The organism is Escherichia sp. E10V5, assembly GCF_004212315.1.
In the GTDB taxonomy this organism is placed as follows: Bacteria; Pseudomonadota; Gammaproteobacteria; order Enterobacterales; family Enterobacteriaceae; genus Escherichia.
This window is the reverse complement of the sequence record NZ_RHJM01000003.1, coordinates 481,767-508,043: the sequence shown is the minus strand read 5'-3', so window position 1 is coordinate 508,043 and position 26,277 is coordinate 481,767. Positions and strand designations below refer to the sequence as shown.

Here is a 26,277-nt window from a genome sequence, read left to right as displayed (position 1 = left end):
CAACTCCAGTGACGTTATCATACGCACTAATCGATATGGCGCAAGACTGCGAAATTGTCTTTTTTTACGCTACAATCCCATAAATTTACCTGGTAAATAGTGGGCGAACGTTTCATCAATTTCGCTTTCGCGCGCTCTTTATTAACATTTTGATAATCATGATGAATTCCCAGGAATATATATTATGAGGTATACAGTTGCCTTAACAGGCGGCATTGGCAGTGGCAAGAGTACCGTTGCAAATGCATTTGCTGACCTCGGAATTAATGTCATTGATGCCGATATTATTGCACGTCAGGTGGTTGAACCGGGTACACCTGCACTGCGTGCCATTGCTGAACACTTTGGCGCGGATATGATTGCTGCTGATGGAACATTGCAACGTCGCGCCTTGCGCGAGCGGATCTTTGCCTATCCGGAAGAGAAAAACTGGCTTAATGCCCTGCTGCATCCTCTGATTCAGCAGGAGACGCAACGCCAGATCCAGCAAGCAACGTCACCTTATGTGTTATGGGTTGTGCCATTGCTGGTAGAAAACTCACTGTATAAAAAAGCGAATCGAGTGCTGGTGGTGGATGTCAGCCCAGAAACGCAGCTTAAGCGCACCATGCAGCGCGATGATGTTACTCGCGAGCATGTCGAACAAATTCTTGCTGCCCAGGCAACGCGCGAAGCCCGTCTTGCGGTGGCAGATGACGTCATTGATAATAACGGCACACCAGATGCTATTGCATCAGATGTTGCCCGCCTGCACGCACACTATTTGCAGCTCGCGTCGCAGTTTGTCTCACAGGAAAAAACTTAATGCAGACCCAGGTCCTTTTTGAACATCCACTAAATGAAAAAATGCGTACATGGCTGCGCATTGAGTTTTTAATTCAACAACTCACCGTAAATTTGCCTATTGCTGACTACGCTGGTGCTCTGCATTTCTTCCGTAATGTTAGTGAATTGCTGGATGTGTTCGAGCGTGGAGAAGTTCGTACCGAACTACTGAAAGAGCTGGAACGTCAACAGCGTAAACTCCAGACCTGGATTGGTGTGCCTGGCGTGGACCAGACCCGTATTGAAGCATTAATTCAGCAGTTGAAGGCCGCAGGTAGCGTACTGATTTCCGCGCCGCGTATCGGGCAATTTCTGCGTGAAGACAGGATGATTGCCCTGGTGCGCCAGCGTCTGAGCATTCCCGGCGGTTGTTGCAGCTTTGATTTACCTACGTTGCATATCTGGTTGCATTTACCCCAGTCGCAGCGCGACAGTCAGGTCGAAACCTGGATTGCCAGCCTGAGCCCGCTGACACAGGCACTTACAATGGTGTTGGATTTGATTCGTCAGTCGGCACCGTTCCGCAAACTGACCAGTCTGAACGGTTTTTATCAGGATAACGGCGAAGACGCCGATTTGTTACGCCTGAATCTGGCACTCGATTCACAGCTTTACCCGCAAATATCCGGTCATAAGAGCCGTTTTGCCATTCGCTTTATGCCGCTGGACAGTGAAAATGGACAAGTACCGGAACGTCTGGATTTCGAACTGGCTTGTTGCTAAGGAGTAAAAATGTCAGAAACTATTACGGTGAATTGCCCCACCTGCGGGAAAACGGTGGTGTGGGGTGAAGTCAGCCCATTTCGGCCATTTTGTTCCAAACGCTGCCAGTTGATCGACCTCGGAGAATGGGCTGCTGAAGAAAAACGAATCCCCAGCAGTGGCGATCTTTCTGAGAGCGATGACTGGAGCGAAGAGCCAAAGCAGTGACATTTGTCCGATGCCGCACGTAGGCCTGATAAGACGCGCCAGCGTCGCATCAGGCATCTTGTGCAAATGTCGGATGCGGCGCAAACGCCTTATCCGACCTACAAAACCTGATTTATCAACGAGTTAATAAACCTCATAGGCCTGATAAGACGCGCCAGCGTCGCATCAGGCATCGTGTGTAAATGTCGGATGCGGCGCAAACGCCTTATCCGACCTACAAAATCTGATTTATCAACGAGTTAATAAACCACGTAGGCCTGATAAGACGCGCCAGCGTCGCATCAGGCATCGTGTGTAAATGTCGGATGCGGCGCAAACGCCTTATCCGACCTACAAAATCTGATTTATCAACGAGTTAATAAACCATGTAGGCCTGATAAGACGCGCCAGCGTCGCATCAGGCATCTTGTGTAAATGTCGGATGCGGCGTAAACGCCTTATCCGACCTCCAGACACTTAAGCTTCGCAATTACCGGTTCATTGGCTGGCGGAAAATCTTCTGCATCGAGGCTGGCCAGCGCCATCCACTCACCGGGCTGTCCCTCTTTCCCCCACGGTTCTCCTTCCCAGCTTTCGACCAACCAGAACCACAGTGTGATATGCCTGTCAGAGAACTGATATTCCAGCTTTTCAAACAGCGAAAAACGTTGCGGGGTAACCCCGACTTCTTCCTGAAGCTCCCGTACCATCGCTTGTTCTGCCGTTTCTCCCGTTTCTATTTTACCGCCCGGAAACTCCAGCTTATTTGCCATGTGCGCATCTGCGGCGCGACGGGTTATAAAGATTTCGTTGTTTTCGTTGCGAATAATACCTACCGCGATTTGCAGTTTTTTCATTGTCTTAAGCCTATAAAAAAGGCGCAGAATCCTGCGCCTTTTATTTCAACACTTAGCTTTTATTGCAGGCGACCATGGCACTGCTTGTATTTTTTACCAGAACCGCATGGGCAAGGATCGTTACGTCCAACTTTACGATCGCCGGTTTGCGCTGCCAGCGCAGCCGCAGCTGCAGAGTCGTCATCCTGATGGCTAAGCTGCTGCATTTGCGCTAAACGCTCAGCTTCCATACGACGCTGCTGCTCCAGCTCTTCAACTTCTTCCGGCATGCGTACTTGTACTTTGCTTAACGTGCTGATGACTTCATATTTCAACGATTCCAGCATCGCCGCAAACATGGAGAACGATTCACGTTTGTATTCCTGCTTCGGATCTTTCTGTGCATAGCCACGCAGGTGGATACCCTGACGCAGATAGTCCATCGCCGCCAGGTGCTCTTTCCACAGGGAGTCCAGCGTTTGCAGCATCACCCCTTTCTCGAAGTGACGCATCATCTCAGCGCCAACCACTTCTTCTTTACGGTGATACACTTCGATGGACTGCTCCAGGATACGCTCACGCAGCGTCTCTTCATGCAGTTCTGGCTCTTTGTCCAGCCACTCGGCAATCGGCAAATCAAGGTCGAAGTCGTTTTTCAGACGTTCTTGCAAACCTGGAATGTCCCACATTTCTTCCAGTGACTGTGGCGGAATGTAGGCATTGATGGTTGCTTTGAACACATCTTCACGAATGCTGTTGATGGTTTCGCTCACATCGCTGACATCCAGCAGTTCGTTACGCTGGGAGTAAATGGCACGACGCTGATCGTTAGCTACGTCATCGTATTCCAGCAGCTGTTTACGAATGTCAAAGTTACGGCTTTCAACTTTACGCTGGGCGTTGGCAATCGCTTTGGTCACCCACGGATGCTCAATGGCTTCGCCGGGTTTCATACCCAGTTTACGCATCATGCCTGATACGCGGTCAGAGGCAAAAATACGCATCAGCGCATCTTCCATCGACAGGTAGAAACGGGAAGAACCGGCATCACCCTGACGACCAGAACGGCCACGCAGCTGGTTATCGATACGACGAGATTCGTGACGCTCGGTACCGATGATATGCAGGCCACCTGCTTCCAGTACCGCGTCGTGACGCACCTGCCAGTCGGCTTTAATTTTTTCAATTTGCTCAGCGGTCGGGTTTTCCAGCGCGGCAACTTCTGCCTGCCAGCTACCACCAAGCACGATGTCAGTACCACGACCCGCCATGTTGGTCGCGATGGTCACCGCAGCCGGATAGCCCGCCTGAGCAACGATTGCCGCTTCGTTGGCGTGGAATTTAGCGTTCAGAACGTTGTGTTTGATACCGGCTTTGGTCAGCTCGTTTGATACCAGTTCCGATTTCTCGATTGAAATAGTACCCACCAGCACTGGCTGGCCTTTCGCAGTACGTTCTTTGATATCTTCAATGATCGCCTGAATTTTTTCCGCTTCGGTCATGTAGACCAGATCCGGCAGATCTTTACGAATCATCGGGCGGTTGGTCGGAACGACTACAGTATCCAGTTTGTAGATGGAACTGAATTCGAAGGCTTCGGTATCAGCCGTACCGGTCATCCCCGCCAGTTTTTCATATAGACGGAAGTAGTTCTGGAAGGTGATCGAAGCCAGTGTCTGGTTTTCGTTCTGAATCTGTACACCCTCTTTTGCTTCCACAGCCTGGTGCAGACCATCAGACCAGCGACGACCCTGCATGGTACGACCGGTATGTTCGTCAACGATGATAACTTCACCATCTTTAACGATGTAATCGACATCGCGAGTAAACAGCGCGTGAGCACGCAGCGCCGCCGTTACGTGGTGCATCAGCATAATATTGGCCGGAGAGTACAGCGACTCACCTTCATCCATAATGCCTTCTTTCACCAGCAGCTCTTCAATAAGCACCAGACCACGTTCGGTCAGGTTCACCTGGCGAGATTTTTCATCCACCGAGAAGTGGCCTTCGCCCTGGAAGGTTTCGGAGTCTTCTTTTTCCTGACGGATCAGGTACGGAATAATTTTGTTTACACGCTTATACATTTCCGAACTGTCTTCCGCCGGGCCGGAAATGATCAGCGGTGTACGCGCTTCATCGATCAGGATGGAGTCCACTTCGTCCACCAGCGCATAGTGCAGTTTACGCTGTACACGTTCTTCAGGGCTGAACGCCATGTTGTCGCGCAGGTAGTCAAAGCCGTATTCGTTGTTAGTACCGTAAGTAATGTCAGCCGCGTAAGCTTCACGCTTTGCCGGTGCTGGCATGCCCGGCAGGTTGATGCCGACGGTCAAGCCGAGGAATTCAAACAGCGGACGGTTGTTTTCGGCGTCACGTTGCGCCAGGTAATCGTTGACGGTAACAACGTGCACGCCTTTACCGGTTAATGCGTTCAGGTAAGCAGGCAGCGTTGCGGTCAGGGTTTTACCTTCACCTGTACGCATTTCCGCGATGCAACGTTCATTAAGAACCATACCGCCGAGCAGCTGTACGTCGAAGTGGCGCATGCCAAAAACACGCTTACTGGCTTCACGCACGACAGCGAAGGCTTCCGGAATCAAGTTTTCCAGCACTTCGCCTTTTTCCAGACGCGCGCGGAACTCTGCCGTTTTTCCTTTCAGTTCTTCGTCGGAGAGTTTTTCAATCTCCGGTTCCATGGCATTGATAATGTTGACGACTTTGCGCATCCGGCGCAGGGTACGATCGTTACGACTACCGAAAACTTTAGTTAATAATTTGATTAGCATAATAAAATCTCAAACACCCCGCATTGCGGAGTAAATAAAATGAAGTAAAGGTTTCTCGTTGTTAGCTGAGGCGTTGAGGGCCAGCACGGATGCCCTGCGCCTGGCTTATCCAGACGGGCGTGCTGAAGTTTGCTTGAGGGGTAAAATGCGCATAATCAATGCGATAACCATTTTCAGACCGCGTGCCTTCCTGGGTCAGCAGCGCGCTGAGCGTATCCAGTAAAGCAAGATGTTGCGCCTGAAGCGGTAAAGATTCCTCGGCAACGGGCAGCGTTTGCGGCGCCATTGCAAAGGAGAGATGGCGGATTACCGTGCGAATAGCATGTTGATGCCAGTAATCAACGGAATAGTTCGAGTTCGGGCGGCGTGTGTTTGCTTCCAGCAAGGCCAACTGACTAAAGTTAACTTTGGCGGAAGGCTCGTGATTGCGCGTTGTCGCTTTTGCGGGCGCGTTTGGCTCGGCGGCGTTGCTGAGCGCAGGCAAACCTAAACTCGCCGCGACCATCCCTAATAAGAGATGCGGCCAGAAGTAGCGTCTACCTAACTGTCGCCAGCGCGTCAGTATTCCACTCACGTTATTGCCATCCCGATCGTATTCAACGTTTTTAGCGCACAAATCTTATCATTAAAGCCAGAAGTCCACAGCAGTATTCAAGATAAGTAACACGTAAAAGTGCTTAAGAAAACAGCGTTCGCACCGATTTCTTACGACGCTGTAAAAACTCAAAAAAAAACGACTGGGTCACCTGGCCGGAGAGAGTGCCAGATTTGCCAGTCGAATTTTATACGACAGTATAGATGTCGTTATGCCAGTACGGCTGAAGGCGCTTTGAAGGCCAACGGCAGTTCTGCGTCGTCCTGGAAGGTCACATATTCCCAGGCTTCCTGTTTCGCCAGTACAGCCTGCAACAGTTTGTTATTCAGTGCATGACCGGATTTATAAGCGGTAAATGCACCGATAATGTTGTGACCACACATGAACAAATCACCGATCGCGTCGAGCATTTTGTGACGCACAAACTCGTCTTCAAAACGCAGGCCGTCTTCGTTCAGTACGCGATAATCGTCAACAACGATGGCACAATCGAAGCTGCCGCCCAGGCACAGGCCACGGGACTGCAGATATTCGATATCACGCATGAAACCAAACGTACGCGCACGGCTGATCTGGCGCATAAACGCATCAGCAGAGAAGTTCATCGCATAGCGTTGATTGCTGGAATCGATTGCCGGATGGTTGAAATCGATGGTGAAGTCCAGCGAAAAACCATTGTACGGCTTAAATTCAGCCCACTTATCGCCATCTTCGACGCGAACAGTCTCTTTGATACGAACAAATTTCTTGGCGCAGTTCAGCTCGTCGATACCAGCATCAAGCAGCAGGTAAACAAACGGAGCGGCACTGCCGTCCATGATTGGGATTTCCGGCGCGTTAACTTCGATAACAATGTTATCGATGCCTAAGCCCGCGAGCGCTGCATTCAGGTGCTCAACGGTTGAAATCCGTACATCATGCTCGTTGACCAGACACGTACAGAGCATGGTATCACGCACAGATTTGGCATCGGCCGGGAAATCTACCGGTGGATTCAAGTCGGTGCGACGATAGATGACCCCGGTGTTGGCCGGCGCAGGGCGTAAGGTCAGGGTGACTTTCTTGCCGGTATGTAAACCGACACCCGTCGCCTGAACGATACGTTTAAGTGTCCTTTGTTTGATCATCGTATTATCTCGCCAAATTATCTATCCAACCGAAGTGTACTATACATTCGGCAGGCCAGTTTAGCACAAAGAGCCTCGCAACCCAAATTCCAGCTAATTCTTAGTCAGCTTGCTTACGCAGGAATGCCGGGATATCCAGATAATCCGGCTCTTTCACGGTTTGTGGCGTATTGTCGTTCACCACTTTAGCCACGGGCTTCTGCTCTTGCGTCAGCGGCGCCATACCATGCTGTTGGTAGCGATCCATCACTGGCTGTTGAACTTGCTTATTGGTCACGAGAGTGATTTCAGGACGTTTGTCCATACCGATACCTGTAGCAACCACGGTTACGCGCAGTTCATCGTTCATATCCGGGTCAAGAGAAGTACCGATAACCACGGTCGCGTTGTCCGAAGCAAATGCACGGATGGTGTTACCTACGGTTTCGAATTCATCCAGACGCAGGTCGAAGCCCGCAGTGATGTTAACCAGCACGCCGCGCGCGCCAGACAGGTCGATATCTTCCAGCAGCGGAGAAGAGATAGCCATTTCAGCCGCTTCTTCCGCACGGTCTTCACCGCTCGCCACGCCAGAACCCATCATTGCGTAGCCCATTTCAGACATCACAGTACGTACGTCTGCAAAGTCCACGTTCATCAGACCCGGACGAGTAATCAGTTCGGCGATACCCTGAACAGCGCCTTTCAGCACATCGTTAGCTGCGCCAAACGCGTCCAGCAGGGAGATACCGCGGCCAAGAACTTTCAGCAGTTTGTCGTTCGGGATTGTGATCAGTGAGTCTACATGTTTGGATAATTCAGTGATCCCCTGCTCCGCAAATGCCATACGCTTCTTGCCTTCAAAGTTGAAAGGCTTGGTCACGACAGCAACGGTCAGAATACCTAAATCTTTAGCCACTTCAGCAACAACCGGCGCAGCACCTGTACCGGTACCACCGCCCATGCCCGCTGCAATAAAGACCATGTCTGCACCTTCCAGCGCCGCACGCAGTGCATCACGATCCTCATCAGCCGCATTACGGCCAACTTCTGGATTAGCGCCAGCTCCCAGTCCTTTGGTGATACCACTACCGATCTGAATCGTCTGCCCAACCGCTGTTTTACGCAGCGCCTGTGCATCGGTATTTACCGCGAAAAATTCAACACCTTCAATGCGCTCACGCACCATGTGTTCAACAGCATTACCGCCGCCGCCGCCGACGCCGATGACTTTAATCACCGCGTCGTTGGTAAGTTCCATTGGTTCAAACATAGTTTCTCTCCGATATGTGCCTGTCGCCTGAGGCCGTAATCACCGCCGGCCTCATAAAAATTAAAATTCTTTTCGCAGCCAACTATTGAGTCGCTTGATCCACGAGCCAACAGATGCTGTAACACGTTTTTCAACTTCTGCTTCACCGTTAAGATGTGACTCTTTCCCGTAATGAAGCAATCCCACTGCCGTTGAATAATACGGCTCCTGAGCGTAATCCGTTAAACCGGTGATATTCAGCGGCGCGCCGATACGCACCTGCGTATGAAACACGCGTTGAGCGCAGGCGGCAAGACCTTCGATCTGCGCCGCGCCACCGGTTAATACAATGCCCGCAGCCAGGTGATGCTTTACGCCTTGTTGGCGAAGCTTTTCCTGCAGCTGCAATATCTCTTCGTTGACCAGGTTGAGCAGCTCGGTATATCGCGGCTCAATCACCTCCGCCAGCGTCTGACGTTGCAGACTACGCGGCGGACGACCACCTACACTCGGCACTTCCACGCTCTCGTCTTTACCGACGATGGAACCCAGCGCGCAGCCATGACGAACTTTAATCGCTTCGGCGTCGCTTGGCGGTGTGCCAAAGGCATAAGCGATATCACTGGTCACGACATTGCCAGCATAAGGAATTACCTTGGTGTGACGCAATGCCCCGCCAGTATAAACGGCGATATCCATTGTACCACCACCGATATCGACGACGCAGACGCCCAGTTCTCGTTCGTCTTCCGTCAATACCGAATAACTTGATGCCAGTCCGGCAAATATCAGTTGGTCAACTTTCAGGCCACAACGTTCAACGGCTTTCACAATGTTTTTTGCCATATCGTTGTGACATGTGATCAGGTGCACTTTTGCCTGCATACGCACGCCAGAAAGTCCTACCGGATTTTTGATCCCTTCCTGATAGTCAATCGCATACTCTTGCGGGATCACATGCAGCACACGATGTTCATCACGCACGCGCACCGATTTCGCGGTATGGACGACATTTTCTACATCTTCTTGTGTCACTTCTTCTTCAGAAATAGGCACCATACCAATTTCATTCTGGCAGCTGATGTGCTTACCAGAAAGCGCCAGATATACCGAAGAGATCTGACAATCTGCCATCAATTCTGCCTGGTCAATGGCGCGCTGTACGCACTTGACCACGGATTCGAGGTCGTTCACCCCGCCTTTATCCATACCACGTGACGGGCAGCTGCCCACACCTATGATATTGACCATACCGTCGGGCAGAACTTCCCCTACTAAAGCGGCAACCTTCGCGGTACCAATCTCCAGTCCTACTACCAGTTTTCTGTCCGTCGCCTTGATCATTGTTGTTCTGCCTGTGCCTGATTTTGTTGCTGAGTAGATTCCTCTGGCGGCAAGGGCGCCCAGCCGACTGCCGCACCAGAGTCATAACGCAAATCAACGTAGCTAATCCGTTTGCCATCGGTTTGCGCCTGCTGCTGTAAAACCGGATAAAGTTCTACAAAGCGAGCCAAACGTTTCATCGTATCGCCCCGGCCAAGATTGAGCTTAATATCGTTATTCAGCGTCAACTGCCAGGAGCGCCGCGCGGTCATCGCCGCTTCCTTCAGAGTAAATCTGTCCTTTGCCAGCATCTGCCCCATTTCGCGATAGCCCTGCAACACTTCATTTGCGCTGCCTTCCGGACCATACAACATTGGGAGCACCTGCTTGCTGGTGCGATCTGGCGGAACGCTGAAGGTGTTTCCTTCAGCGTCAACCATATGCTGATCATTCCAACGCGCAATCGGCACATATTCAACCAGATGAATCTTCAATTCATCAGGCCACTGCTTTCTGACGCTCACCTGCTTAATCCACGGCAGGCGTTGTTCAATTTGCGTCTGGATGATATTTACATCCTGGGTCATAAAGGTACCTGGCTCACCCAATGCCAGGATCGACTGCCGGATATCGTCATTACGCGTGTAATGGCGTTCACCGGTCAACACCAGCTTTGAGAGCGGCAGGCGTTGCGCATCTTCCATCCAGCCCAACACGACCCAGCCGCTCACCAACACTGTCGTTAAAACGGTCAGCAGGAAAAGGATCCCCGCCAGACGCGTTCCATTATTGCGGTGAGAAGAAATCTCTTCTTCACTGTTTCGCGTGTTCAGAGCAGCCTGCGACATATTAGTCCGCCAGTTCCAGAATTCGTACTACCAACTGCGAGAAGCTCATACCCGCCTGACGTGCCGCCATCGGCACCAGACTGTGACTGGTCATACCCGGTGAGGTATTAGCTTCCAGCAGATAAAACTGTCCATCGCTGTCCAGCATGACGTCTATACGTCCCCATCCTTTACATCCTAAAGTCGTCCATGCTTTCAGCACTAATGCCTGCAAATTTGCCTCTTGAGCCACTTCTAAACCTGCCGGGCAGAAATACTGTGTCTCATCAGAGAGATACTTCGCCTCATAATCATAGAAGGTTCCAGCGGGTTGAATACGTATTGACGGTAAAATTTCTTCACCGAGTATCGCAACCGTGAACTCCGGCCCACTTAGCCATTTTTCAATCAATACTTCTTCATCGTGCTGAAATGCCAATCTTAATGCATCTTGCAGAGCATTTTCTGCTACTACTTTTGACATTCCCACACTGGAACCTTCGCGGCTCGGCTTGACGATAAGCGGCAAACCTAAGGCAGAAATTTCTGCTAACTGCTTATCACTAATGCCTTTTTCAAACTCTGCGCGGGTTAATGCTACCCACGGCGCTACCGGTAAACCAGCCCCCTGCCAAAGCAGTTTGCTGCGTAGTTTATCCATTGAAAGCGCAGATGCCATCACTCCACTGCCGGTATAAGGCAAGCCCATCAGCTCAAGCATACCCTGCAGCGTGCCATCTTCACCACCGCGACCGTGCAGAGCGATAAACACTTTCTGAAAGCCCATCGACTTCAGTTGCGTTACGTCGATTTCTTTCGGGTCGACAGGATACGCGTCAATACCGCCTTCACGCAGCCCAGCTAACACTGCCGCGCCAGAATTCAGAGAAACTTCCCGCTCTGCGGAGGTCCCGCCCAACAGGACCGCGATTTTATCAGTCATGTCGCTCTTCCTCTGTAGTTTGCGGCTTCAGTTTGATTTCAGCTAAAGATCGGGCAATTTTTCCGATATTTCCTGCCCCCTGAACGAGGATCAGGTCGTTACCAGTTAATACTGGTGCTAACATCTCGGCCACCTGCGCCGGGTCCGGCACCAGAATCGGATCAATTTTCCCACGGCCACGGATTGTACGACACAACGAACGACTGTCCGCTCCCGGAATAGGCGCTTCGCCTGCCGGATACACTTCCAGCATCAGCAGGGTATCCACCTGAGTCAGCACATTGGCAAAATCATCATACAGGTCGCGCGTGCGGGTGAAACGGTGCGGCTGAAACAGCATCACCAGGTTTTTATCCGGCCAACCTGCTCGCGCCGCTTTAATAGTGGCGTCCACCTCGGTCGGGTGGTGACCATAGTCATCAACCAGCATTGCCGTACCGCTTTTACCATTCACAGGTTCCAATGGAAATTCACCAAGGAAATCAAAGCGGCGTCCGGTTCCCTGGAAACTCTCCAGCGCACGCAAAATAGCCTCGTCTTCAATCCCCTCTTCCGTGGCGACCGCAACGGCAGCGGCAGCATTCAGGGCATTGTGACGACCTGGCGCATTCAGTGTAACGCGCATTGGCTCTTTGTCCTGACGCAGCAGCGTAAAGTGCCCCTGAGGGCCAATCTGCTGATAATCTTCCACACGCACGTCAGCATCTTCGCTGAAGCCATAAGTGGTGGTTTGACGGCCTACACGCGGTAACAATTCGCGAATTACCGGATCGTCAACACACATCACCGCACGACCGTAAAACGGCAGGTTGTGCAGAAAATTAATAAAAGTCTGTTTTAAATTCTCAAAGTCGCCCTGGTAGGTATCCATATGGTCGGCTTCGATATTAGTGACAATCGCTACCATCGGTTGCAGATGCAGGAACGACGCATCGCTTTCATCAGCTTCAGCAATCAGGTAACGACCGTGGCCTAAACGTGCATGAACACCCGCCGCTTTTACCAGCCCACCGTTCACGAAGGTCGGGTCGAGGCCCGCTTCTGCGTAGATGCTGGAAACCATCGCGGTGGTTGTGGTTTTGCCATGCGTCCCGGCAATGGCGATGCCATGACGAAAACGCATTAACTCAGCCAGCATTTCAGCACGACGAATAACCGGAATACGTGCCTCATGAGCGGCAACAATTTCCGGGTTATCGGCGGAAATCGCGCTGGAAACTACGACCACACTGGCATCACGCACGTTTTCCGGGCGATGGTTGAAGTAAATCGTCGCTCCCAGGTTCGTTAGCTGTTGCGTGACTGGGTTTGGCGCTAAATCGGAACCACTGATCTGATACCCTTCATTGGCCAGAACTTCGGCAATACCGCCCATACCGGCACCACCGATGCCGACAAAGTGTATGTGCCGAACGCGACGCATTTCAGGCACGATGGAACGCAGTTTTGCCAATTGTTGTGTATTCATTCTTTACGCCATTAACTTCTCAAATTCACACGATGCAAAAGGCATCGCTACGATTACGCCCGGGCAGCCCGGCTCACTTCATTTGCCACTCGCTCGGTGGCATCCGGAATGGATGCAGCTCGGGCGCGTTCTGCCATGGTTAATAAGGTTTCTCGCGGCCACCCGGCCAGGGTGTTGGCGATGGCATCCACAGTAAGCTGCGGCTGCTCGATAATTTTGGCTGCGCCCGCTTTTTCCAGCGGCAGCGCATTCCAGTACTGTTGGCGGTCTTTATGTTGAAACGGCACAAACAACGCAGGTAGCCCTGCCGCAGCGATTTCACTCACCGTCAACGCGCCAGAACGGCAAACGACGACATCCGCCCACGCATAGGCCGCCGCCATATCATCAATAAATTCCGTCACTTTATGCTGCGGTTGCCCCGCTTCGGCATAAGCCTGTTCAACGGTTTGTTGCGAACCTTTGCCGCTCTGATGCCAGATAGTGACTGAATCACCCAGCTTTGCTGCAACCTGCGGCATTGTCTGGTTAAGGATGCGCGCTCCCTGGGAACCACCCACAACCAGAACACGAACCGGACCTTCACGACCAGCCATACGCTGCTGTGGCAACGGCAGCGCCAGCACATCAGTACGCACCGGGTTACCAACAACTTCGGCATCAGGGAAAGCCCCCGGAAACGCCTGCATCACTTTGGTAGCAATTTTCGCCAGCCATTTATTGGTCAAGCCAGCAATGCCGTTTTGTTCGTGAAGTACGACCGGAATGCCTAACGACCATGCTGCCAGACCACCAGGCCCGGAAACATAGCCGCCCATACCGAGCACCACATCGGGCTTGTAAGCTTTCATAATCGCCCGCGCCTGACGCCAGGCGTTAAAGATCCGCAGCGGAGCCGCGAGCAACGCTTTAATACCCTTGCCGCGCAGACCAGAAATACGAATAAAGTCGATCTCGATACCGTGCTTCGGCACTAAGTCCGCTTCCATACGATCGGCAGTACCCAGCCAGCGAACTTGCCACCCCTGGGCCATTAAATGGTGCGCAACAGCCAGTCCCGGGAACACGTGCCCGCCAGTACCGCCTGCCATCACCATTAATCGCTTCCCTTTACCACTCATCGAGAACCTCGTACAAACGCCTGCGCTTTCTCCAGACGTGTTTCATAATCAATACGTAACAGCATCATGATGGCTGTCGACATAATCAGTAAGCTCGAACCACCGTAACTGATAAGCGGCAATGTCAGACCTTTAGTTGGCAACATCCCCGCTGCCGCGCCTACGTTAACCAGCGCCTGGAAGCTAAACCAGATACCAATTGAACAGGCGAGAAAACCGGAAAAACGGTGGTCAATTTCTAACGCTTTACGGCCAATCGACATCGCGCGAAAAGCGACGAAGAATACCATTAAAAGCGCCAGCACCACACCGATATACCCCAGTTCTTCGCCGATAATGGCGAAAATGAAGTCAGTGTGAGCTTCTGGCAGATACTCCAGTTTTTGTACCGAATTGCCTAAACCTTGCCCCCACAATTCGCCACGACCAAAGGCCATCAGGGATTGCGTTAACTGATAGCCGCTACCGAAGGGATCTTCCCACGGGTTCCAGAACGCAGTAACACGGCGGATACGGTACGGTTCGGCGAGGATCAGCAGCACGACCGCTGAAATCCCCATGCCGATAATGGCAATGAACTGCCACAATTTTGCCCCCGCCAGGAACAGCATCGCCAGTGTGGTGACGAACAATACGACTACTGTACCAAGGTCTGGCTGTGCCAGCAGTAACACTGCCAGCACCAGAATTACGCCCATCGGTTTCAGGAAGCCGCGCAGGTTGTTACGTACTTCGTCGCCTTTGCGCACCAGATAGTTGGCGATGTAACAAAACAGCGACAGCTTGGTCAACTCCGCAGGCTGAATACGCAGCAGGCCGAGATCGATCCAACGTGATGCCCCTTTAACTGAGCTACCTACCACCAGCACGATCATCAGCAGGATGATTGATCCAAGCAGCATCGTGGCGCTGTAACGTTGCCAGAACTCCATCGGCAGACGCAGCGTAATGATCGCCAGAATGAATGCCAGGATCAGATAGACGCCATCACGCTTCGCGAAGAAAAACGGATCGTTGGTTAAGCGCTGCCCAATGGGCATTGACGCCGAAGTCACCATGATAAAGCCGATCGCCGCGAGGCCGAAGGTCAGCCACAGCAAGGTGCGATCGTACATGATCAGGCTGTCGGTATCTTTTTCCCGCGAGCCCATCACCCAGCCTTTAAGCGCCGTGGAGATCCAGACCAGGATACTGAGTCCTGGCAGGCGCGGCATTTTCAGGCGAGGGAGAGATAAACGCATTAACCTAACTCCTTCGCCAGACGGGCGAACTCATTGCCCCGTTGTTCAAAGTTCTTGAACTGATCGAGGCTGGCACAGGCTGGTGACAACAGCACCATATCCCCTGGCTGCACGCGTGGCGCCAGCAAGAGCATCGCCTGCTCCATGGTTTCGGTTTGCTCTGCCACTTCCGGGCGCAGCGCCGCTAACTGGGCGCCATCACGACCAAAACAGTACAAACGCACGTTGTCGCCATTCAGATAGCGCGCCAGTGGACTGAAATCCGCCGATTTGCCATCACCGCCCAGCAATAAATGCAGCGTACCGTCTACCTGCAAGCCGTTCAGCGCCGCCTCTGTACTCCCGACGTTGGTGGCTTTCGAATCGTTAATCCAGCGTACGCCGTTATGCTCCAGCACCACTTCAAAACGATGCGGCAGACCAGTGAACGTGGTTAACGCTTTCAGGCTGCTGGCGCGCGGTAACCCTGCGGCATCAGCCAGCGCCAGCGCTGCCAGCGCATTGGTATAGTTGTGTTGCCCGGAAAGTTTCATCTCTTTCACGTTCAACACTTTCTCGCCTTTCACCCGCAGCCAGGTTTCGCCCTGCTGATGATTCAGGTGATAGTCACCCATGTTGACGCCAAAGCTGACGCAGCGTTCATCCGCACCGCGAACCGGCATCGTTAAGGCATCATCGGCATTGACGACACAAACTTTCGCATTTTCGTAAATGCGCAGTTTTGCCGCACGATATTGCTGCAATCCAAACGGATAGCGATCCATATGATCTTCAGTCACGTTCAGAATGGTCGCCGCCACCGCCTGTAAGCTGGAGGTGGTTTCCAGCTGGAAGCTCGATAGTTCCAGCACGTACAGTTCGCACTCGGCATCCAGCAACATCAACGCAGGCAGGCCAATGTTCCCCCCCACGCCGACGTTAACACCTGCCGCTTTCGCCATTTCGCCCACTAAAGTGGTGACAGTGCTTTTGCCGTTAGAACCGGTGATCGCCACAATCGGTGCCTGCGCTTCGCGGCAGAACAGTTCGATATCGCCAACAATTTCAATTCCGGCATCGGCAGCGGCGCTTAAAGATGGATGCGCCAGCGCAATACCGGGGCTGGCGACGATCAGATCGGCTGTCATCAGCCACTCGTCATTAAGACCGCCAGTGTGACGTTCCACCGCTTCGGGTAATTTATCCAGGCCAGGCGGTGTCATACGTGTATCCATAACGCGCGGCGTCACGCCACGAGCAAGGAAAAAGTCCACGCAGGAAAGCCCGGTGAGGCCCAGGCCGATAATAACGACATTTTTACCCTGGTAATCAGCCATGATTAACGTACCTTCAGCGTTGCCAGACCAATCAGGACCAGCATCAGCGAAATAATCCAGAAGCGCACAATGACGCGCGGTTCCGGCCAACCTTTCAGTTCATAGTGGTGATGAATCGGCGCCATGCGGAAAATACGTTGCCCGCGCAGTTTAAAGGAGCCGACCTGCAAAATAACCGACAGGGTTTCAACCACAAACACACCGCCCATAATCACCAGCAGGAATTCCTGACGCAGCAGCACAGCGATAATGCCCAGCGCGCCGCCTAATGCCAGCGAACCGACATCGCCCATAAAGACCTGCGCCGGATAGGTGTTAAACCACAAGAAGCCCAGCCCTGCCCCGACTATCGCGGTGCAGACAATAACCAGTTCCCCGGCGTGCCGCAGATACGGTATATGCAAGTAGCTGGCAAAGTTCATATTGCCGGTTGCCCACGCCACCAGCGCAAAACCACCGGCGACAAATACGGTCGGCATAATCGCCAGCCCGTCGAGGCCATCGGTCAGGTTTACCGCATTACCGGTACCAACAATGACGAAGTAAGCCAGCAGGATGTAGAACAGCCCCAGCTGCGGCATCACATCTTTAAAGAACGGCACCACCAGCTGCGTTGCTGGCGTGTCTTTCCCGGCAAGATACAGCGCAAAGGCGACGCCCAGCGCGATCACCGACATCCAGAAATACTTCCAGCGCGCAATCAGGCCCTTGGTGTCTTTACGCACCACTTTGCGATAGTCGTCGACAAAACCAATGATGCCGTAACCCACCAGCACCACAAGTACGCACCAGACATATGGGTTAGCGGGATAAGCCCACAGCAGTACGGAGATCACAATCGCTGTCAGGATCATAATCCCGCCCATGGTCGGCGTACCGCGCTTACTAAAGTGCGATTCCGGGCCATCGTTACGAACGACCTGACCAAAGGAGAGTTTTTGCAAATGGGCAATCATACGCGGGCCCATCCACAATGAGATAAACAGCGCGGTCAGCAGGCTGACGATGGCGCGAAACGTCAGATAGGAAAAGACGTTAAAGCCGGAATAATATTTGACCAAATGTTCGGCCAGCCAAACTAGCATGTCCCATTCTCCTGTAAAGCGCGTACCACCTCTTCCATGGCGGCACTACGTGAACCCTTAACTAAAATCGTAATCACCTGTTGCTCTGCAATCAGTGATTTAAGACGCGCAATTAACGCGGATTTATCAGCAAAATGTTCGCCAACGCCGCTGGCGGTGCTGATAACATGGCTTTGTTTACCCACGCTTAACACGCGGTCAATACCAGCCGCCTTCGCCGCTTCGCCCACCTGTACATGGCAGGCTTCGCTTTCAGCGCCCAGTTCCGCCATATCGCCCACCACCAGCACGCGGTAGCCAGGCATTTCAGCCAGTACCTGGACTGCTGCGGTCATTGAACCGACATTGGCGTTGTAGGAGTCGTCGAGCAACAACTGGTTTTCCGCCAGTTGAATCGGGAACAGACGCCCGGGAACGGCTTTCAGATTCGCCAGCCCCGCTTTGATAGCATCACGCGTTGCGCCCACGGACATGGAGAGCGCGGCGGCTGCCAGCGCATTCGCAATATTGTGACGCCCCGGCAACGGCAGCAGAACATCGACGCTACCCGTTGGGGTTTGTAGCGTAAATTCCGTACCGTGCGAAGTCACATGGATATTGGTGGCGGTGAAATCGCTGTTGGCGGCATTCGGTGAGAAACGCCACACTTTGCGTGAGCCAATTACGCTCTGCCAGTTCAGCCAGTCGTTGTTGTCGGCATTCATAATGGCGATACCGTTTTCCGGCAGGCCGGTAAAGATTTCGCCTTTCGCTTTCGCGACACCAGCAAGCGAGCCGAAACCTTCCAGATGCGCCGCTGCCAGGTTGTTGACCAGCGCCGCTTCTGGGCGAGTCAGACTCACAGTCCAGGCAATTTCGCCCTGATGGTTCGCGCCAAGTTCAATAACTGCGTAATCGTATTCCGGCGTTAAGCGCAGCAGCGTCATTGGCACGCCGATGTCGTTGTTGAGATTGCCCGCGGTATAAAGCGTATTGCCGCACTGGCTTAAAATCGCCGCAGTCATCTCTTTAACGGAGGTTTTACCGGAGGAACCGGTCAGAGCAACCACGCGCGCCGGAACTTGCTGGCGAACCCATGCAGCCAGTTCACCAAATGCCAGACGCGTGTCTTTAACGATTAACTGCGGCAGGTCGATATCCAGTGGACGGCTGACCAGGAGCGCGCCTGCGCCCCCAGCTTTCGCCTGGTTGGCAAAATCGTGGGCATCGAAACGTTCGCCTTTCAGGGCAACAAACAGACAGCCTGGCGTCAGTTTCCGCGTGTCAGTCGTTACGGCATCCAGGGTGATATCCGCCCCTTTTAGTTCACCGTTGAGAATATCGGTAAGTTGGCTAAGGGTTACGCTAATCATGCGATCACCCCCAGCAAACGCTCCACCGTGACGCGATCGGAGTAGTCCAGGCGCTGATTGCCAACAATCTGGTAATCTTCATGGCCTTTGCCCGCGACCAGCACCACATCGTTCTCTTTAGCCTGCATAACGGCGCAAGTCACCGCTTCGGCACGGCCTTCCATCACTTTGGCATGTCCGGCATCTAACATTCCCGCCAGAATATCATTGATGATGGCGCGCGGTTCTTCGGTACGCGGGTTATCGTCAGTTACTACCGCCACGTCGGCAAACTCTTCAGCAATCGCCCCCATCAGTGGACGCTTGCCTTTATCACGATCGCCGCCACAGCCGAAGACGCACCACAGCTTGCCTGCACAGTGAAGTCGTGCAGCCTGCAAGGCTTTTTCCAGTGCATCCGGGGTGTGAGCATAATCCACAACCACCGTCGGTTTGCCCGGTGCAGTAAACACTTCCATACGTCCGCAAACCGGCTGCAGACGCGCGGCGGTTTTAAGCAGGTCAGCCAGCGGATACCCCAGTGCCAGCAGCGTCGCCAGCGCGAGCAGCAAGTTGCTGACGTTAAAAGCGCCCATCAGGCGACTTTCAATTTCCCCATCGCCCCAGCTTGAGCTAAAGCGAATGGTTGCGCCGCTGTCGTGATAGTTCACGTCGATCGCTTTCAACCAGCGGCCATGACAGTTCAGATTGATATGGTCTTCCATCGACACCGCAACTGCATCCGGCAGTTTTGCCAGCCAGCGACGGCCTACTTCGTCATCGGCGTTGACTATCGCCTGACCGCAATGATGTTCAGAATAAAGCAGCCATTTTGCGGCTTCGTAATGTTCCATATCACCGTGATAATCAAGGTGATCGCGGCTTAAGTTGGTAAAGACCGACGCCGCAAATTTCAATGCCGCCACACGGTGCTGTACTAGCCCGTGGGAGGAAACTTCCATTGCGCAAAAAGTCGCGCCCTGATCCACCAGCCCCGCCAGCTCATGCTGAACGTCGACTGCCGAACCGGTCGTGTTTTCCGTCGGAATAACTTTACCCAGCAGGCCTTTACCTACGGTCCCCATCACCGCGCTGGTTTCACCAAGCAACTGACTCCACTGCGCCAGAAGCTGGGTAGTGGTGGTTTTGCCGTTGGTACCCGTTACGCCCACGAGACGTAAATTGTCAGAGGGTTCATGGTAAAAGCGGCCCGCCAGCGCTGATAAACGCTCATTGAGCTGGCAGAGATAGATGACCGGTACGCCGTGCATTTCACGGATTTCACCATCGGTCGCCTCATCTTTTGCCTCTGCAATAATGGCAGCCACACCTTGCGCTATCGCCTGCGGGATATATCGACGCCCGTCCGCCTGATGACCTACTACAGCTACAAAAAGATCGCCCGACGCAGCCACACGGCTGTCGAGTGTCATCTCTCGCAGTGCTCGCGAAGGTGCGTTTGGCACCCACGGAGCAAGAAGGTCGCGCAAATTACGATCTGCCACCTGTCCCCTCGCCTTGATTAATCACAAATTCGTTTTTATCACCCGTTGTCAGCGCATCCGGTTCGATGTTCATGGTGCGCAATACGCCGCCCATGATGGCACCAAAGACCGGCGCGGAAACGGCGCCGCCGTAGTATTTACCCGCCTGCGGATCGTTGATAACAACAACCAGCGCGAAGCGCGGCTGACTCGCAGGCGCAACGCCTGCGGTATAAGCAATATATTTATTGATGTAGCGACCATCCGGCCCGACCTTTTTCGCGGTACCGGTTTTAATGGCGATACGATAGCCTTTAATCGCCGCCTTCACGCCACCGCCGCCCGGTAGCGCCACGCTTTCCATCATATGCACCACAGTGCGGACAATGGATTCCGGGAAGACACGTTCACCAGGAACCGGGGGATCAACCTTGGTAATCGACAGCGGGCGATAGATGCCATAGCTGCCAATGGTTGCGTAGACTCGCGCTAACTGTAACGGTGTTACCATTAGCCCGTAGCCGAAAGAGAAGGTGGCCCTCTCTATGTCAGACCACCGTTGTTTTTGAGGATATAAGCCACTGCGTTCTCCGACCAACCCCAAATTGGTCGCTTTTCCCAACCCAAAACGTGAGTAAGTATCTACTAACGCTGAGGACGGCATCGCTAACGCCAGCTTGGAAACACCGACGTTACTCGACTTCTGTAATACCCCGGTCAGGGTTAATTCGCTATAGCGCGCCACGTCTTTAATTTCGTGGCCGTTAATTCGATAAGGCACGGTATTAAGCACCGAGTTTTCCCGCACCACGCCACGTTGCAACGCGGTCATCACCACCATCGGTTTGACCGTAGAGCCCGGTTCAAACACGTCGGTAATGGTACGGTTACGCATCGCCTCTTTTGGCGTGCCACTCAGATTGTTGGGGTTGTAAGACGGACTGTTGGCCATCGCCAGCACTTCGCCGGTGTTGACATCCACCAGCACGGCGCTGCCGGATTCAGCCTTGTTAAAGGCCACGGCGTTGTTCAGTTCGCGATAAACCAGCGCCTGCAGGCGTTCATCAATACTCAGCGCCAGGTTGTGCGCCGCCTGACTGTCGGTGGAAGAGATATCTTCAATTACGCGACCATAGCGGTCTTTACGCACAATGCGCTCACCCGGCTGCCCGGTAAGCCATTTATCGAAACTCTTCTCGACGCCCTCAATCCCCTGACTATCGACGTTAGTAAAGCCGATGAGGTGAGCGGTCACTTCGCCAGACGGGTAGTAACGGCGAGATTCTTCGCGCAGATGAATCCCCGGCAGCTTCAGTTTTTTGATGTATTCAGCCATGTCAGGGTTAACCTGACGCGCCAGATAGATAAAGCGCCCTTTCGGGTTGGCATTAATGCGGGCGGAAAGTTGATCCAGCGGAATATTGAGCGCGTTAGCCAGCGCCTTCCAGCGGTCACCGACGCTGATGCCACCAGCTTCATGCACTTCTTTCGGGTCGGCCCAGATCGCTTTTACTGGCACACTCACTGCTAACGGGCGACCAGAACGGTCGGTAATCATGCCGCGGGAGGTGGAGACTTGCTGAACGCGAAGAGAGCGCATGTCGCCCTCTTTCACCAGCATATCCGGGGAGATTACCTGCAACCAGGCAACGCGCCCCAGCAGGAAAGCCAGTGCCAATAAAATACAGCCGCATAACAACGCAAAACGCCAACTGATAAAGTTGGCATGTTCTTCCTGACGTTTTGGTTTCTGCGTTTTCGCCGCTGCTTTCATGCGTCGCGTTTATCCTTATTTTTGCACTACGATATTTTCTTGTGATGGATCAACATGCTGCATTTGCAGCTTCTCCGTGGCGATCCGTTCCACCCGGCTATGGTCGCCGAGCGCATTCTCTTCAAGAATGAGGTTGCGCCATTCAATGTCTAAAGCGTCTCGCTCCAGCACCAGTTGTTCGCGCTGAGCGGTGAGCAAACGGGTATGGTGCGCCGTGGTCACCACAGTCACCGCCGTCAAAATAATGCAAATGAACAGGCAGAGCGGCAGCTTCCCAAACCGCAAAAGATCGTCACCGATAACGCCAGGCAAGGCATGGCGCTCGTGGCTTCCCATCGATCCTTTAACTTTGCTGAGGGCTTCTGTCACTCTGCTGATCATGCGTTCGTCCTCTCTGCAATACGCAGAACTGAACTACGGGCACGAGGGTTCTCAGCCACCTCTTCTTCGCCCGGCATCAACTTACCTAGTGCCCGCAACTGACGGCCACCCAGTTTTTTGAGCTGCTCTTCAGTCATCGGTAACCCTGCCGGAACTTGTGGACCGCGACTGTTTTCACGCATAAAGCGTTTCACAATACGATCTTCCAGCGAATGAAAACTGATGATCGAAAGCCGCCCGCCTGGGGCCAGCACGTTAAGCGAGCTTTTTAGCGCCTGCTCTATCTCCTCCAGTTCACTGTTCACCCAAATGCGCACCGCCTGGAAGGTACGGGTCGCGGGATGTTTGAATTTGTCTTTCACCGGCGTTGCGGCAGCAACGACTTCTGCCAGTTCTTTAGTGCGGGTCATCGGCTGTTCGCGGTTACGCTCGACAATGGCGCGTGCAATACGTTTAGCAAAACGCTCTTCGCCATAGGTTTTTAATACCCAGGCAATATCGGATTCTTCTGCGGTTTGTAGCCATTCGGCGGCAGACTGACCGCGTGTCGGGTCCATACGCATGTCCAACGGGCCATCGCGCATAAAGGAAAAACCGCGTTCAGCATCATCGAGTTGCGGTGAAGAGACGCCAAGATCGAGCAGAATGCCGTCGATCTTGCCGATAAGATCGCGCTCGGCGACATATTCGCCCAGCGCAGAGAAAGGTCCATGAATGATGGAGAAGCGCGGATCATTAATAGTCTTCGCGACGGCAATAGCCTGCGGGTCGCGATCGATTGCCAACAAGCGTCCCGTTTCGCCAAGTTGCGAAAGAATCAGACGTGAGTGACCACCGCGACCAAAAGTTCCATCAATGTAGATACCGTCAGGACGGATATTGAGGCCATTTACGGCTTCGTCCAGCAGTACCGTGGTATGTTTATAGTTTTCCATCATTTTATAGAGACAAGTCCTGCAGTCGCTCCGACAAGTTTTCGGTAACAGACTGTTCAGCGTCGATATCTTCCCTGACCTGTTGATGCCAGGTCGTTTCATCCCACAGTTCGAACTTATTGAACTGCCCGACCAGCATCACTTCTTTCGTCAGCCCGGCATGCTGCCGCAACACAGGCGCGATTAATAATCGACCTGCGCTATCCAGCTGACACTCACTGGCATGCCCTAACAGAAGGCGTTGAACACGACGTTCAACAGGGTTCATGCTCGAAAGACGCGATAATTTGTGCTCGATAATTTCCCATTCAGGAAGGGGGTAAAGCAGCAGGCACGGGTGATGAATGTCAATGGTACACACCATTTGACCGGCAGCGCTCCCGAGCAGTTCTTCCCGATAACGGGTAGGCACCGATAAGCGCCCTTTACTGTCGAGATTGACTAACGTTGCTCCCCGGAACATGCCAGTCTCCCCCCGATTACCACTTTATCCCACAAATTCCCACTAAAAGGAGTTTACGGAGCGGAGGAAAAGCTTGTCAAGCCAGGAACATTCCTTACCGAAGCAAAAAACCCAATGTTTACGGCTAATATCTGCATTGTTTAAAAATCGCCCAACAAACGAAGCAAATTAACGTCATGAATAGTTGTAAGAAAAAATCCCATTCATCATTACCGTTTTAAAAACGACTCAATTTTCCTTAATGGAAATATAAAGTGTCAGTTTGCGACGCGAGCGGCATTTTAGGACATATCTCCCCCGGATAACAGTCCCTGTTGCACGTGCGCCATGCCTGATGCCAGCGACTTTGAACAAAAGTTTAGAAAAGTGTTTGTTTAATCGGCAATTGCCGATTTGCTTGTAACAAAATAATGCAATTGCAATCTACCGTTACGAGTTAATTATCATTCAACGCAGCGAATGGAGTTAATTGGCAGGATATTCAGGAGGGCTTATGGATAATTGTCCAGAATAGTCTTATTTACATTATGGATATCGATGTCCAATTACGTACTCAATGCGCCAGAGGTAAAATCCACTGGCGCATCTTTTCGTAATGTTTATCTACGGCTTAGTACACCACGACGATAGAGATTACGTTTAATGCGTGTTAAGCCTGGTTTTGGTTTGCGCGGTTCGTCCAGACTGGCGAGCACAATCTCCAGTACGCGTTCCGCAACATCGCGATGACGCTGGGCTACCGCCAGTACCGGACACTGTAAGAAGTCGAGCAATTCGTTGTCACCAAAGGTCGCAATTGCCAAATCAGAAGGCAGTTTGCCATCGCGGCGCAGCGTGACATCCATAACGCCTTGCAACAACGCAAATGAGGTGGTGAACAGCGCCTGCGGCATCGGATGCGTTTCCAGCCATTTTTCGAACAACTGGGCAGCGGTTTCCCGCTCATAACTGTTGGCATAAAGGAAATGCACTTCGCGTGGATCATCTTTCCAGGCGGTACGGAAACCCTGCTCGCGCAGGAAGCTGACAGAAAGCTCCGGCAACGCGCCAAGATAAAGCACCGTCTCAGCAGGAAACTTACGTAACTCTTCGGCCAGCATTTCTGCATCATCCTGGTCGGCACCCACAACGCTGGTGAAGTGTTCACGATCGAGGGCGCGGTCCAGCGCGACAATCGGGAACGGGTCGTTAGCCCAGCGTTGATAAAAAGGATGCTCCGGCGGCAGCGACGTCGAAACAATGATGGCATCGACCTGGCGCTGCAAAAGATGCTCAATACAGCGCATTTCGTTGTCTGGCTGATCTTCGGAACAAGCAATCAGTAGTTGATAACCCCGTTGCCGCGCCTGACGTTCAAGATAATTAGCGATACGGGTGTAACTTGTGTTCTCCAGATCGGGGATCACAAGACCAATCGAACGTGTGCGTCCAGCACGAAGCCCAGCAGCCACGGCATTTGGGTGGTAATTGTGCTCACGCACCACTGCCATGACTTTTTCAACGGTTTTGTCGCTCACACGGTATTGCTTCGCTTTGCCGTTAATAACATAGCTTGCAGTGGTCCGCGACACTCCCGCCAGCCGAGCGATTTCATCCAGTTTCACAATTGCCCCTTGAGTAAAATGTAAAAACCATACCCATTGTACTGGCATGGGTTAAATTCATTAACATCTAAGCGCAGAAAATTAACTGCGGCAACTGCTTTTATTCCAGGTTCCCACTGAATTCGCAAAAAAAGCCCAACGTGACATGTTGGGCTGTAAATTGCGCATTGAGATCATTCTCAACGCATTATTTTATCGCCGCGCGAAAGTCCTACTACGCCGGAACGAGCGACCTCCACAATTTTCGCCACATCGCGAATCGATGCTAAAAATGCATCAAGCTTATCGCTGGTTCCCGCCAATTGAACGGTATAAAGCGATGGCGTGACATCAATGATTTGCCCACGGAATATTTCCGTATTTCGCTTCACTTCGTCACGTCCGTAGCCACTGGCCTGAATTTTCACCAGCATGATTTCCCGCTCAACATGCGCCCCCTGCCCCAGTTCGCTAACACGCAGCACATCGACCAGCTTGTGTAATTGCTTTTCAATCTGCTCCAACACTTTTTCATCGCCCACGGTCTGGATAGTCATACGCGATAATGTCGGATCGTCGGTTGGCGCAACGGTCAGGCTTTCAATGTTATAGCCCCGTTGGGAAAAGAGGCCGATCACGCGGGATAACGCGCCTGATTCATTTTCGAGTAATACGGATAATATCCGGCGCATA

25 protein-coding genes are annotated in these 26,277 nt (G+C 52.6%); 3 read left to right on the top strand and 22 right to left on the bottom strand.

Annotation, left to right across the window (positions count from 1 at the left end):
* Positions 1 to 184 precede the first annotated feature (184 nt).
* From coaE to yacG, 3 genes are read left to right on the top strand one after another with little or no spacing between them, the layout of a single operon-like run.
* Positions 185 to 805 carry a dephospho-CoA kinase gene (gene coaE, locus D9738_RS04365; protein ID WP_130221628.1) on the top strand — a complete coding sequence of 207 codons (621 nt, stop codon included), beginning with the start codon at positions 185 to 187 and terminating at the stop codon, positions 803 to 805.
* Positions 805 to 1,548, top strand: coding sequence for a cell division protein ZapD (gene zapD, locus D9738_RS04360; RefSeq protein WP_130217398.1), 744 nt, complete (start codon positions 805 to 807; stop codon positions 1,546 to 1,548). Before coaE ends, zapD begins: the two co-directional genes overlap by 1 nt.
* Before the next feature lie 9 nt (positions 1,549 to 1,557).
* Positions 1,558 to 1,755 carry a DNA gyrase inhibitor YacG gene (gene yacG / locus D9738_RS04355; protein WP_000005046.1) on the top strand — a complete coding sequence of 66 codons (198 nt, stop codon included), beginning with the start codon at positions 1,558 to 1,560 and terminating at the stop codon, positions 1,753 to 1,755.
* Between the two features lie 437 nt (positions 1,756 to 2,192).
* Here the strand turns inward: yacG and mutT are convergent, their stop codons facing one another.
* The 22 genes from mutT to ilvN all read right to left on the bottom strand — a co-directional run bounded on the left by mutT (position 2,193) and on the right by ilvN (position 26,276).
* Positions 2,193 to 2,591 carry an 8-oxo-dGTP diphosphatase MutT gene (mutT, locus tag D9738_RS04350; RefSeq protein WP_130204930.1) on the bottom strand — a complete coding sequence of 133 codons (399 nt, stop codon included), beginning with the start codon at positions 2,589 to 2,591 and terminating at the stop codon, positions 2,193 to 2,195.
* A gap of 59 nt (positions 2,592 to 2,650) precedes the next feature.
* On the bottom strand, positions 2,651 to 5,356 hold the full coding sequence (gene secA / locus D9738_RS04345; RefSeq protein WP_130259635.1) for a preprotein translocase subunit SecA: 2,706 nt from the start codon (positions 5,354 to 5,356) through the stop codon (positions 2,651 to 2,653).
* A gap of 61 nt (positions 5,357 to 5,417) precedes the next feature.
* Positions 5,418 to 5,930 (bottom strand): secA translation cis-regulator SecM, encoded by a 513-nt coding sequence (secM, locus tag D9738_RS04340; RefSeq protein WP_130204926.1) that lies wholly within the window; start codon positions 5,928 to 5,930, stop codon positions 5,418 to 5,420.
* A 230-nt stretch (positions 5,931 to 6,160) separates the two neighbouring features.
* On the bottom strand, positions 6,161 to 7,078 hold the full coding sequence (gene lpxC / locus D9738_RS04335) for a UDP-3-O-acyl-N-acetylglucosamine deacetylase (RefSeq protein WP_000595482.1): 918 nt from the start codon (positions 7,076 to 7,078) through the stop codon (positions 6,161 to 6,163).
* A 100-nt stretch (positions 7,079 to 7,178) separates the two neighbouring features.
* Positions 7,179 to 8,330 carry a cell division protein FtsZ gene (gene ftsZ, locus D9738_RS04330; protein ID WP_064525175.1) on the bottom strand — a complete coding sequence of 384 codons (1,152 nt, stop codon included), beginning with the start codon at positions 8,328 to 8,330 and terminating at the stop codon, positions 7,179 to 7,181.
* A 60-nt stretch (positions 8,331 to 8,390) separates the two neighbouring features.
* Positions 8,391 to 9,653 (bottom strand): cell division protein FtsA, encoded by a 1,263-nt coding sequence (gene ftsA, locus D9738_RS04325; protein WP_000588474.1) that lies wholly within the window; start codon positions 9,651 to 9,653, stop codon positions 8,391 to 8,393.
* Positions 9,650 to 10,480: a cell division protein FtsQ gene (ftsQ, locus tag D9738_RS04320; RefSeq protein WP_000075731.1), complete on the bottom strand. Its 831-nt coding sequence runs from the start codon at positions 10,478 to 10,480 to the stop codon at positions 9,650 to 9,652. Before ftsQ ends, ftsA begins: the two co-directional genes overlap by 4 nt.
* 1 nt (position 10,481) lies before the next feature.
* Positions 10,482 to 11,402: a D-alanine--D-alanine ligase gene (gene ddlB / locus D9738_RS04315; RefSeq protein ID WP_130204924.1), complete on the bottom strand. Its 921-nt coding sequence runs from the start codon at positions 11,400 to 11,402 to the stop codon at positions 10,482 to 10,484.
* Complete coding sequence (gene murC / locus D9738_RS04310; protein WP_130204922.1) at positions 11,395 to 12,870, bottom strand: UDP-N-acetylmuramate--L-alanine ligase; 1,476 nt, start codon at positions 12,868 to 12,870, stop codon at positions 11,395 to 11,397. Before murC ends, ddlB begins: the two co-directional genes overlap by 8 nt.
* A gap of 53 nt (positions 12,871 to 12,923) precedes the next feature.
* Entirely contained in the window at positions 12,924 to 13,991 is a 1,068-nt protein-coding gene (murG, locus tag D9738_RS04305) for an undecaprenyldiphospho-muramoylpentapeptide beta-N-acetylglucosaminyltransferase (RefSeq protein ID WP_130259634.1), read from the bottom strand.
* Entirely contained in the window at positions 13,988 to 15,232 is a 1,245-nt protein-coding gene (gene ftsW, locus D9738_RS04300) for a cell division protein FtsW (RefSeq protein WP_130204918.1), read from the bottom strand. The genes murG and ftsW overlap by 4 nt, the downstream gene beginning before the upstream one ends.
* Entirely contained in the window at positions 15,232 to 16,548 is a 1,317-nt protein-coding gene (gene murD / locus D9738_RS04295) for a UDP-N-acetylmuramoyl-L-alanine--D-glutamate ligase (RefSeq protein WP_130259633.1), read from the bottom strand. The genes ftsW and murD overlap by 1 nt, the downstream gene beginning before the upstream one ends.
* 2 nt (positions 16,549 to 16,550) lie before the next feature.
* Positions 16,551 to 17,633, bottom strand: coding sequence for a phospho-N-acetylmuramoyl-pentapeptide-transferase (gene mraY / locus D9738_RS04290; RefSeq protein WP_094337176.1), 1,083 nt, complete (start codon positions 17,631 to 17,633; stop codon positions 16,551 to 16,553).
* The gene (gene murF / locus D9738_RS04285) at positions 17,627 to 18,985 is read right to left on the bottom strand and encodes a UDP-N-acetylmuramoyl-tripeptide--D-alanyl-D-alanine ligase (RefSeq protein WP_130259632.1); all 1,359 of its coding nucleotides are present in this window, start codon (positions 18,983 to 18,985) and stop codon (positions 17,627 to 17,629) included. The genes mraY and murF overlap by 7 nt, the downstream gene beginning before the upstream one ends.
* On the bottom strand, positions 18,982 to 20,469 hold the full coding sequence (gene murE, locus D9738_RS04280; RefSeq protein WP_130259631.1) for a UDP-N-acetylmuramoyl-L-alanyl-D-glutamate--2,6-diaminopimelate ligase: 1,488 nt from the start codon (positions 20,467 to 20,469) through the stop codon (positions 18,982 to 18,984). The genes murF and murE overlap by 4 nt, the downstream gene beginning before the upstream one ends.
* A complete protein-coding gene (gene ftsI / locus D9738_RS04275; protein ID WP_000642222.1) occupies positions 20,456 to 22,222 on the bottom strand; it encodes a peptidoglycan glycosyltransferase FtsI in 1,767 nt (588 codons plus the stop codon). Before ftsI ends, murE begins: the two co-directional genes overlap by 14 nt.
* 15 nt (positions 22,223 to 22,237) lie before the next feature.
* Positions 22,238 to 22,603 carry a cell division protein FtsL gene (ftsL, locus tag D9738_RS04270; RefSeq protein WP_000625658.1) on the bottom strand — a complete coding sequence of 122 codons (366 nt, stop codon included), beginning with the start codon at positions 22,601 to 22,603 and terminating at the stop codon, positions 22,238 to 22,240.
* On the bottom strand, positions 22,600 to 23,541 hold the full coding sequence (gene rsmH / locus D9738_RS04265; RefSeq protein WP_130259630.1) for a 16S rRNA (cytosine(1402)-N(4))-methyltransferase RsmH: 942 nt from the start codon (positions 23,539 to 23,541) through the stop codon (positions 22,600 to 22,602). Before rsmH ends, ftsL begins: the two co-directional genes overlap by 4 nt.
* Before the next feature lies 1 nt (position 23,542).
* Positions 23,543 to 24,001, bottom strand: coding sequence for a division/cell wall cluster transcriptional repressor MraZ (gene mraZ, locus D9738_RS04260; RefSeq protein WP_064525207.1), 459 nt, complete (start codon positions 23,999 to 24,001; stop codon positions 23,543 to 23,545).
* 599 nt (positions 24,002 to 24,600) lie between these two features.
* The gene (cra, locus tag D9738_RS04255; RefSeq protein ID WP_064525210.1) at positions 24,601 to 25,605 is read right to left on the bottom strand and encodes a catabolite repressor/activator; all 1,005 of its coding nucleotides are present in this window, start codon (positions 25,603 to 25,605) and stop codon (positions 24,601 to 24,603) included.
* Positions 25,606 to 25,686: 81 nt separating this feature from the next.
* Positions 25,687 to 25,773 carry a hypothetical protein gene (locus D9738_RS04250; protein ID WP_032160836.1) on the bottom strand — a complete coding sequence of 29 codons (87 nt, stop codon included), beginning with the start codon at positions 25,771 to 25,773 and terminating at the stop codon, positions 25,687 to 25,689.
* A gap of 11 nt (positions 25,774 to 25,784) precedes the next feature.
* Complete coding sequence (gene ilvN / locus D9738_RS04245) at positions 25,785 to 26,276, bottom strand: acetolactate synthase small subunit (protein WP_001252744.1); 492 nt, start codon at positions 26,274 to 26,276, stop codon at positions 25,785 to 25,787.
* Between the last annotated feature and the right edge of the window lies 1 nt (position 26,277).

Excerpts from the sequence above, each read along its gene's own strand:
- coaE (WP_130221628.1), top strand. The coding sequence starts at position 185 with ATGAGGTATACAGTTGCCTTAACAGGCGGCATTGGCAGTGGCAAGAGT.
- zapD (WP_130217398.1), top strand. The coding sequence starts at position 805 with ATGCAGACCCAGGTCCTTTTTGAACATCCACTAAATGAAAAAATGCGT.
- yacG (WP_000005046.1), top strand. The coding sequence starts at position 1,558 with ATGTCAGAAACTATTACGGTGAATTGCCCCACCTGCGGGAAAACGGTG.
- mutT (WP_130204930.1), bottom strand. The coding sequence starts at position 2,591 with ATGAAAAAACTGCAAATCGCGGTAGGTATTATTCGCAACGAAAACAAC.
- secA (WP_130259635.1), bottom strand. The coding sequence starts at position 5,356 with ATGCTAATCAAATTATTAACTAAAGTTTTCGGTAGTCGTAACGATCGT.
- lpxC (WP_000595482.1), bottom strand. The coding sequence starts at position 7,078 with ATGATCAAACAAAGGACACTTAAACGTATCGTTCAGGCGACGGGTGTC.
- ftsZ (WP_064525175.1), bottom strand. The coding sequence starts at position 8,330 with ATGTTTGAACCAATGGAACTTACCAACGACGCGGTGATTAAAGTCATC.
- ftsA (WP_000588474.1), bottom strand. The coding sequence starts at position 9,653 with ATGATCAAGGCGACGGACAGAAAACTGGTAGTAGGACTGGAGATTGGT.
- ftsQ (WP_000075731.1), bottom strand. The coding sequence starts at position 10,480 with ATGTCGCAGGCTGCTCTGAACACGCGAAACAGTGAAGAAGAGATTTCT.
- ddlB (WP_130204924.1), bottom strand. The coding sequence starts at position 11,402 with ATGACTGATAAAATCGCGGTCCTGTTGGGCGGGACCTCCGCAGAGCGG.
- murC (WP_130204922.1), bottom strand. The coding sequence starts at position 12,870 with ATGAATACACAACAATTGGCAAAACTGCGTTCCATCGTGCCTGAAATG.
- murG (WP_130259634.1), bottom strand. The coding sequence starts at position 13,991 with ATGAGTGGTAAAGGGAAGCGATTAATGGTGATGGCAGGCGGTACTGGC.
- ftsW (WP_130204918.1), bottom strand. The coding sequence starts at position 15,232 with ATGCGTTTATCTCTCCCTCGCCTGAAAATGCCGCGCCTGCCAGGACTC.
- murD (WP_130259633.1), bottom strand. The coding sequence starts at position 16,548 with ATGGCTGATTACCAGGGTAAAAATGTCGTTATTATCGGCCTGGGCCTC.
- mraY (WP_094337176.1), bottom strand. The coding sequence starts at position 17,633 with ATGCTAGTTTGGCTGGCCGAACATTTGGTCAAATATTATTCCGGCTTT.
- murF (WP_130259632.1), bottom strand. The coding sequence starts at position 18,985 with ATGATTAGCGTAACCCTTAGCCAACTTACCGATATTCTCAACGGTGAA.
- ftsI (WP_000642222.1), bottom strand. The coding sequence starts at position 22,222 with ATGAAAGCAGCGGCGAAAACGCAGAAACCAAAACGTCAGGAAGAACAT.
- ftsL (WP_000625658.1), bottom strand. The coding sequence starts at position 22,603 with ATGATCAGCAGAGTGACAGAAGCCCTCAGCAAAGTTAAAGGATCGATG.
- rsmH (WP_130259630.1), bottom strand. The coding sequence starts at position 23,541 with ATGATGGAAAACTATAAACATACCACGGTACTGCTGGACGAAGCCGTA.
- mraZ (WP_064525207.1), bottom strand. The coding sequence starts at position 24,001 with ATGTTCCGGGGAGCAACGTTAGTCAATCTCGACAGTAAAGGGCGCTTA.
- D9738_RS04250 (WP_032160836.1), bottom strand. The coding sequence starts at position 25,773 with ATGCGCAATTTACAGCCCAACATGTCACGTTGGGCTTTTTTTGCGAAT.
- ilvN (WP_001252744.1), bottom strand. The coding sequence starts at position 26,276 with ATGCGCCGGATATTATCCGTATTACTCGAAAATGAATCAGGCGCGTTA.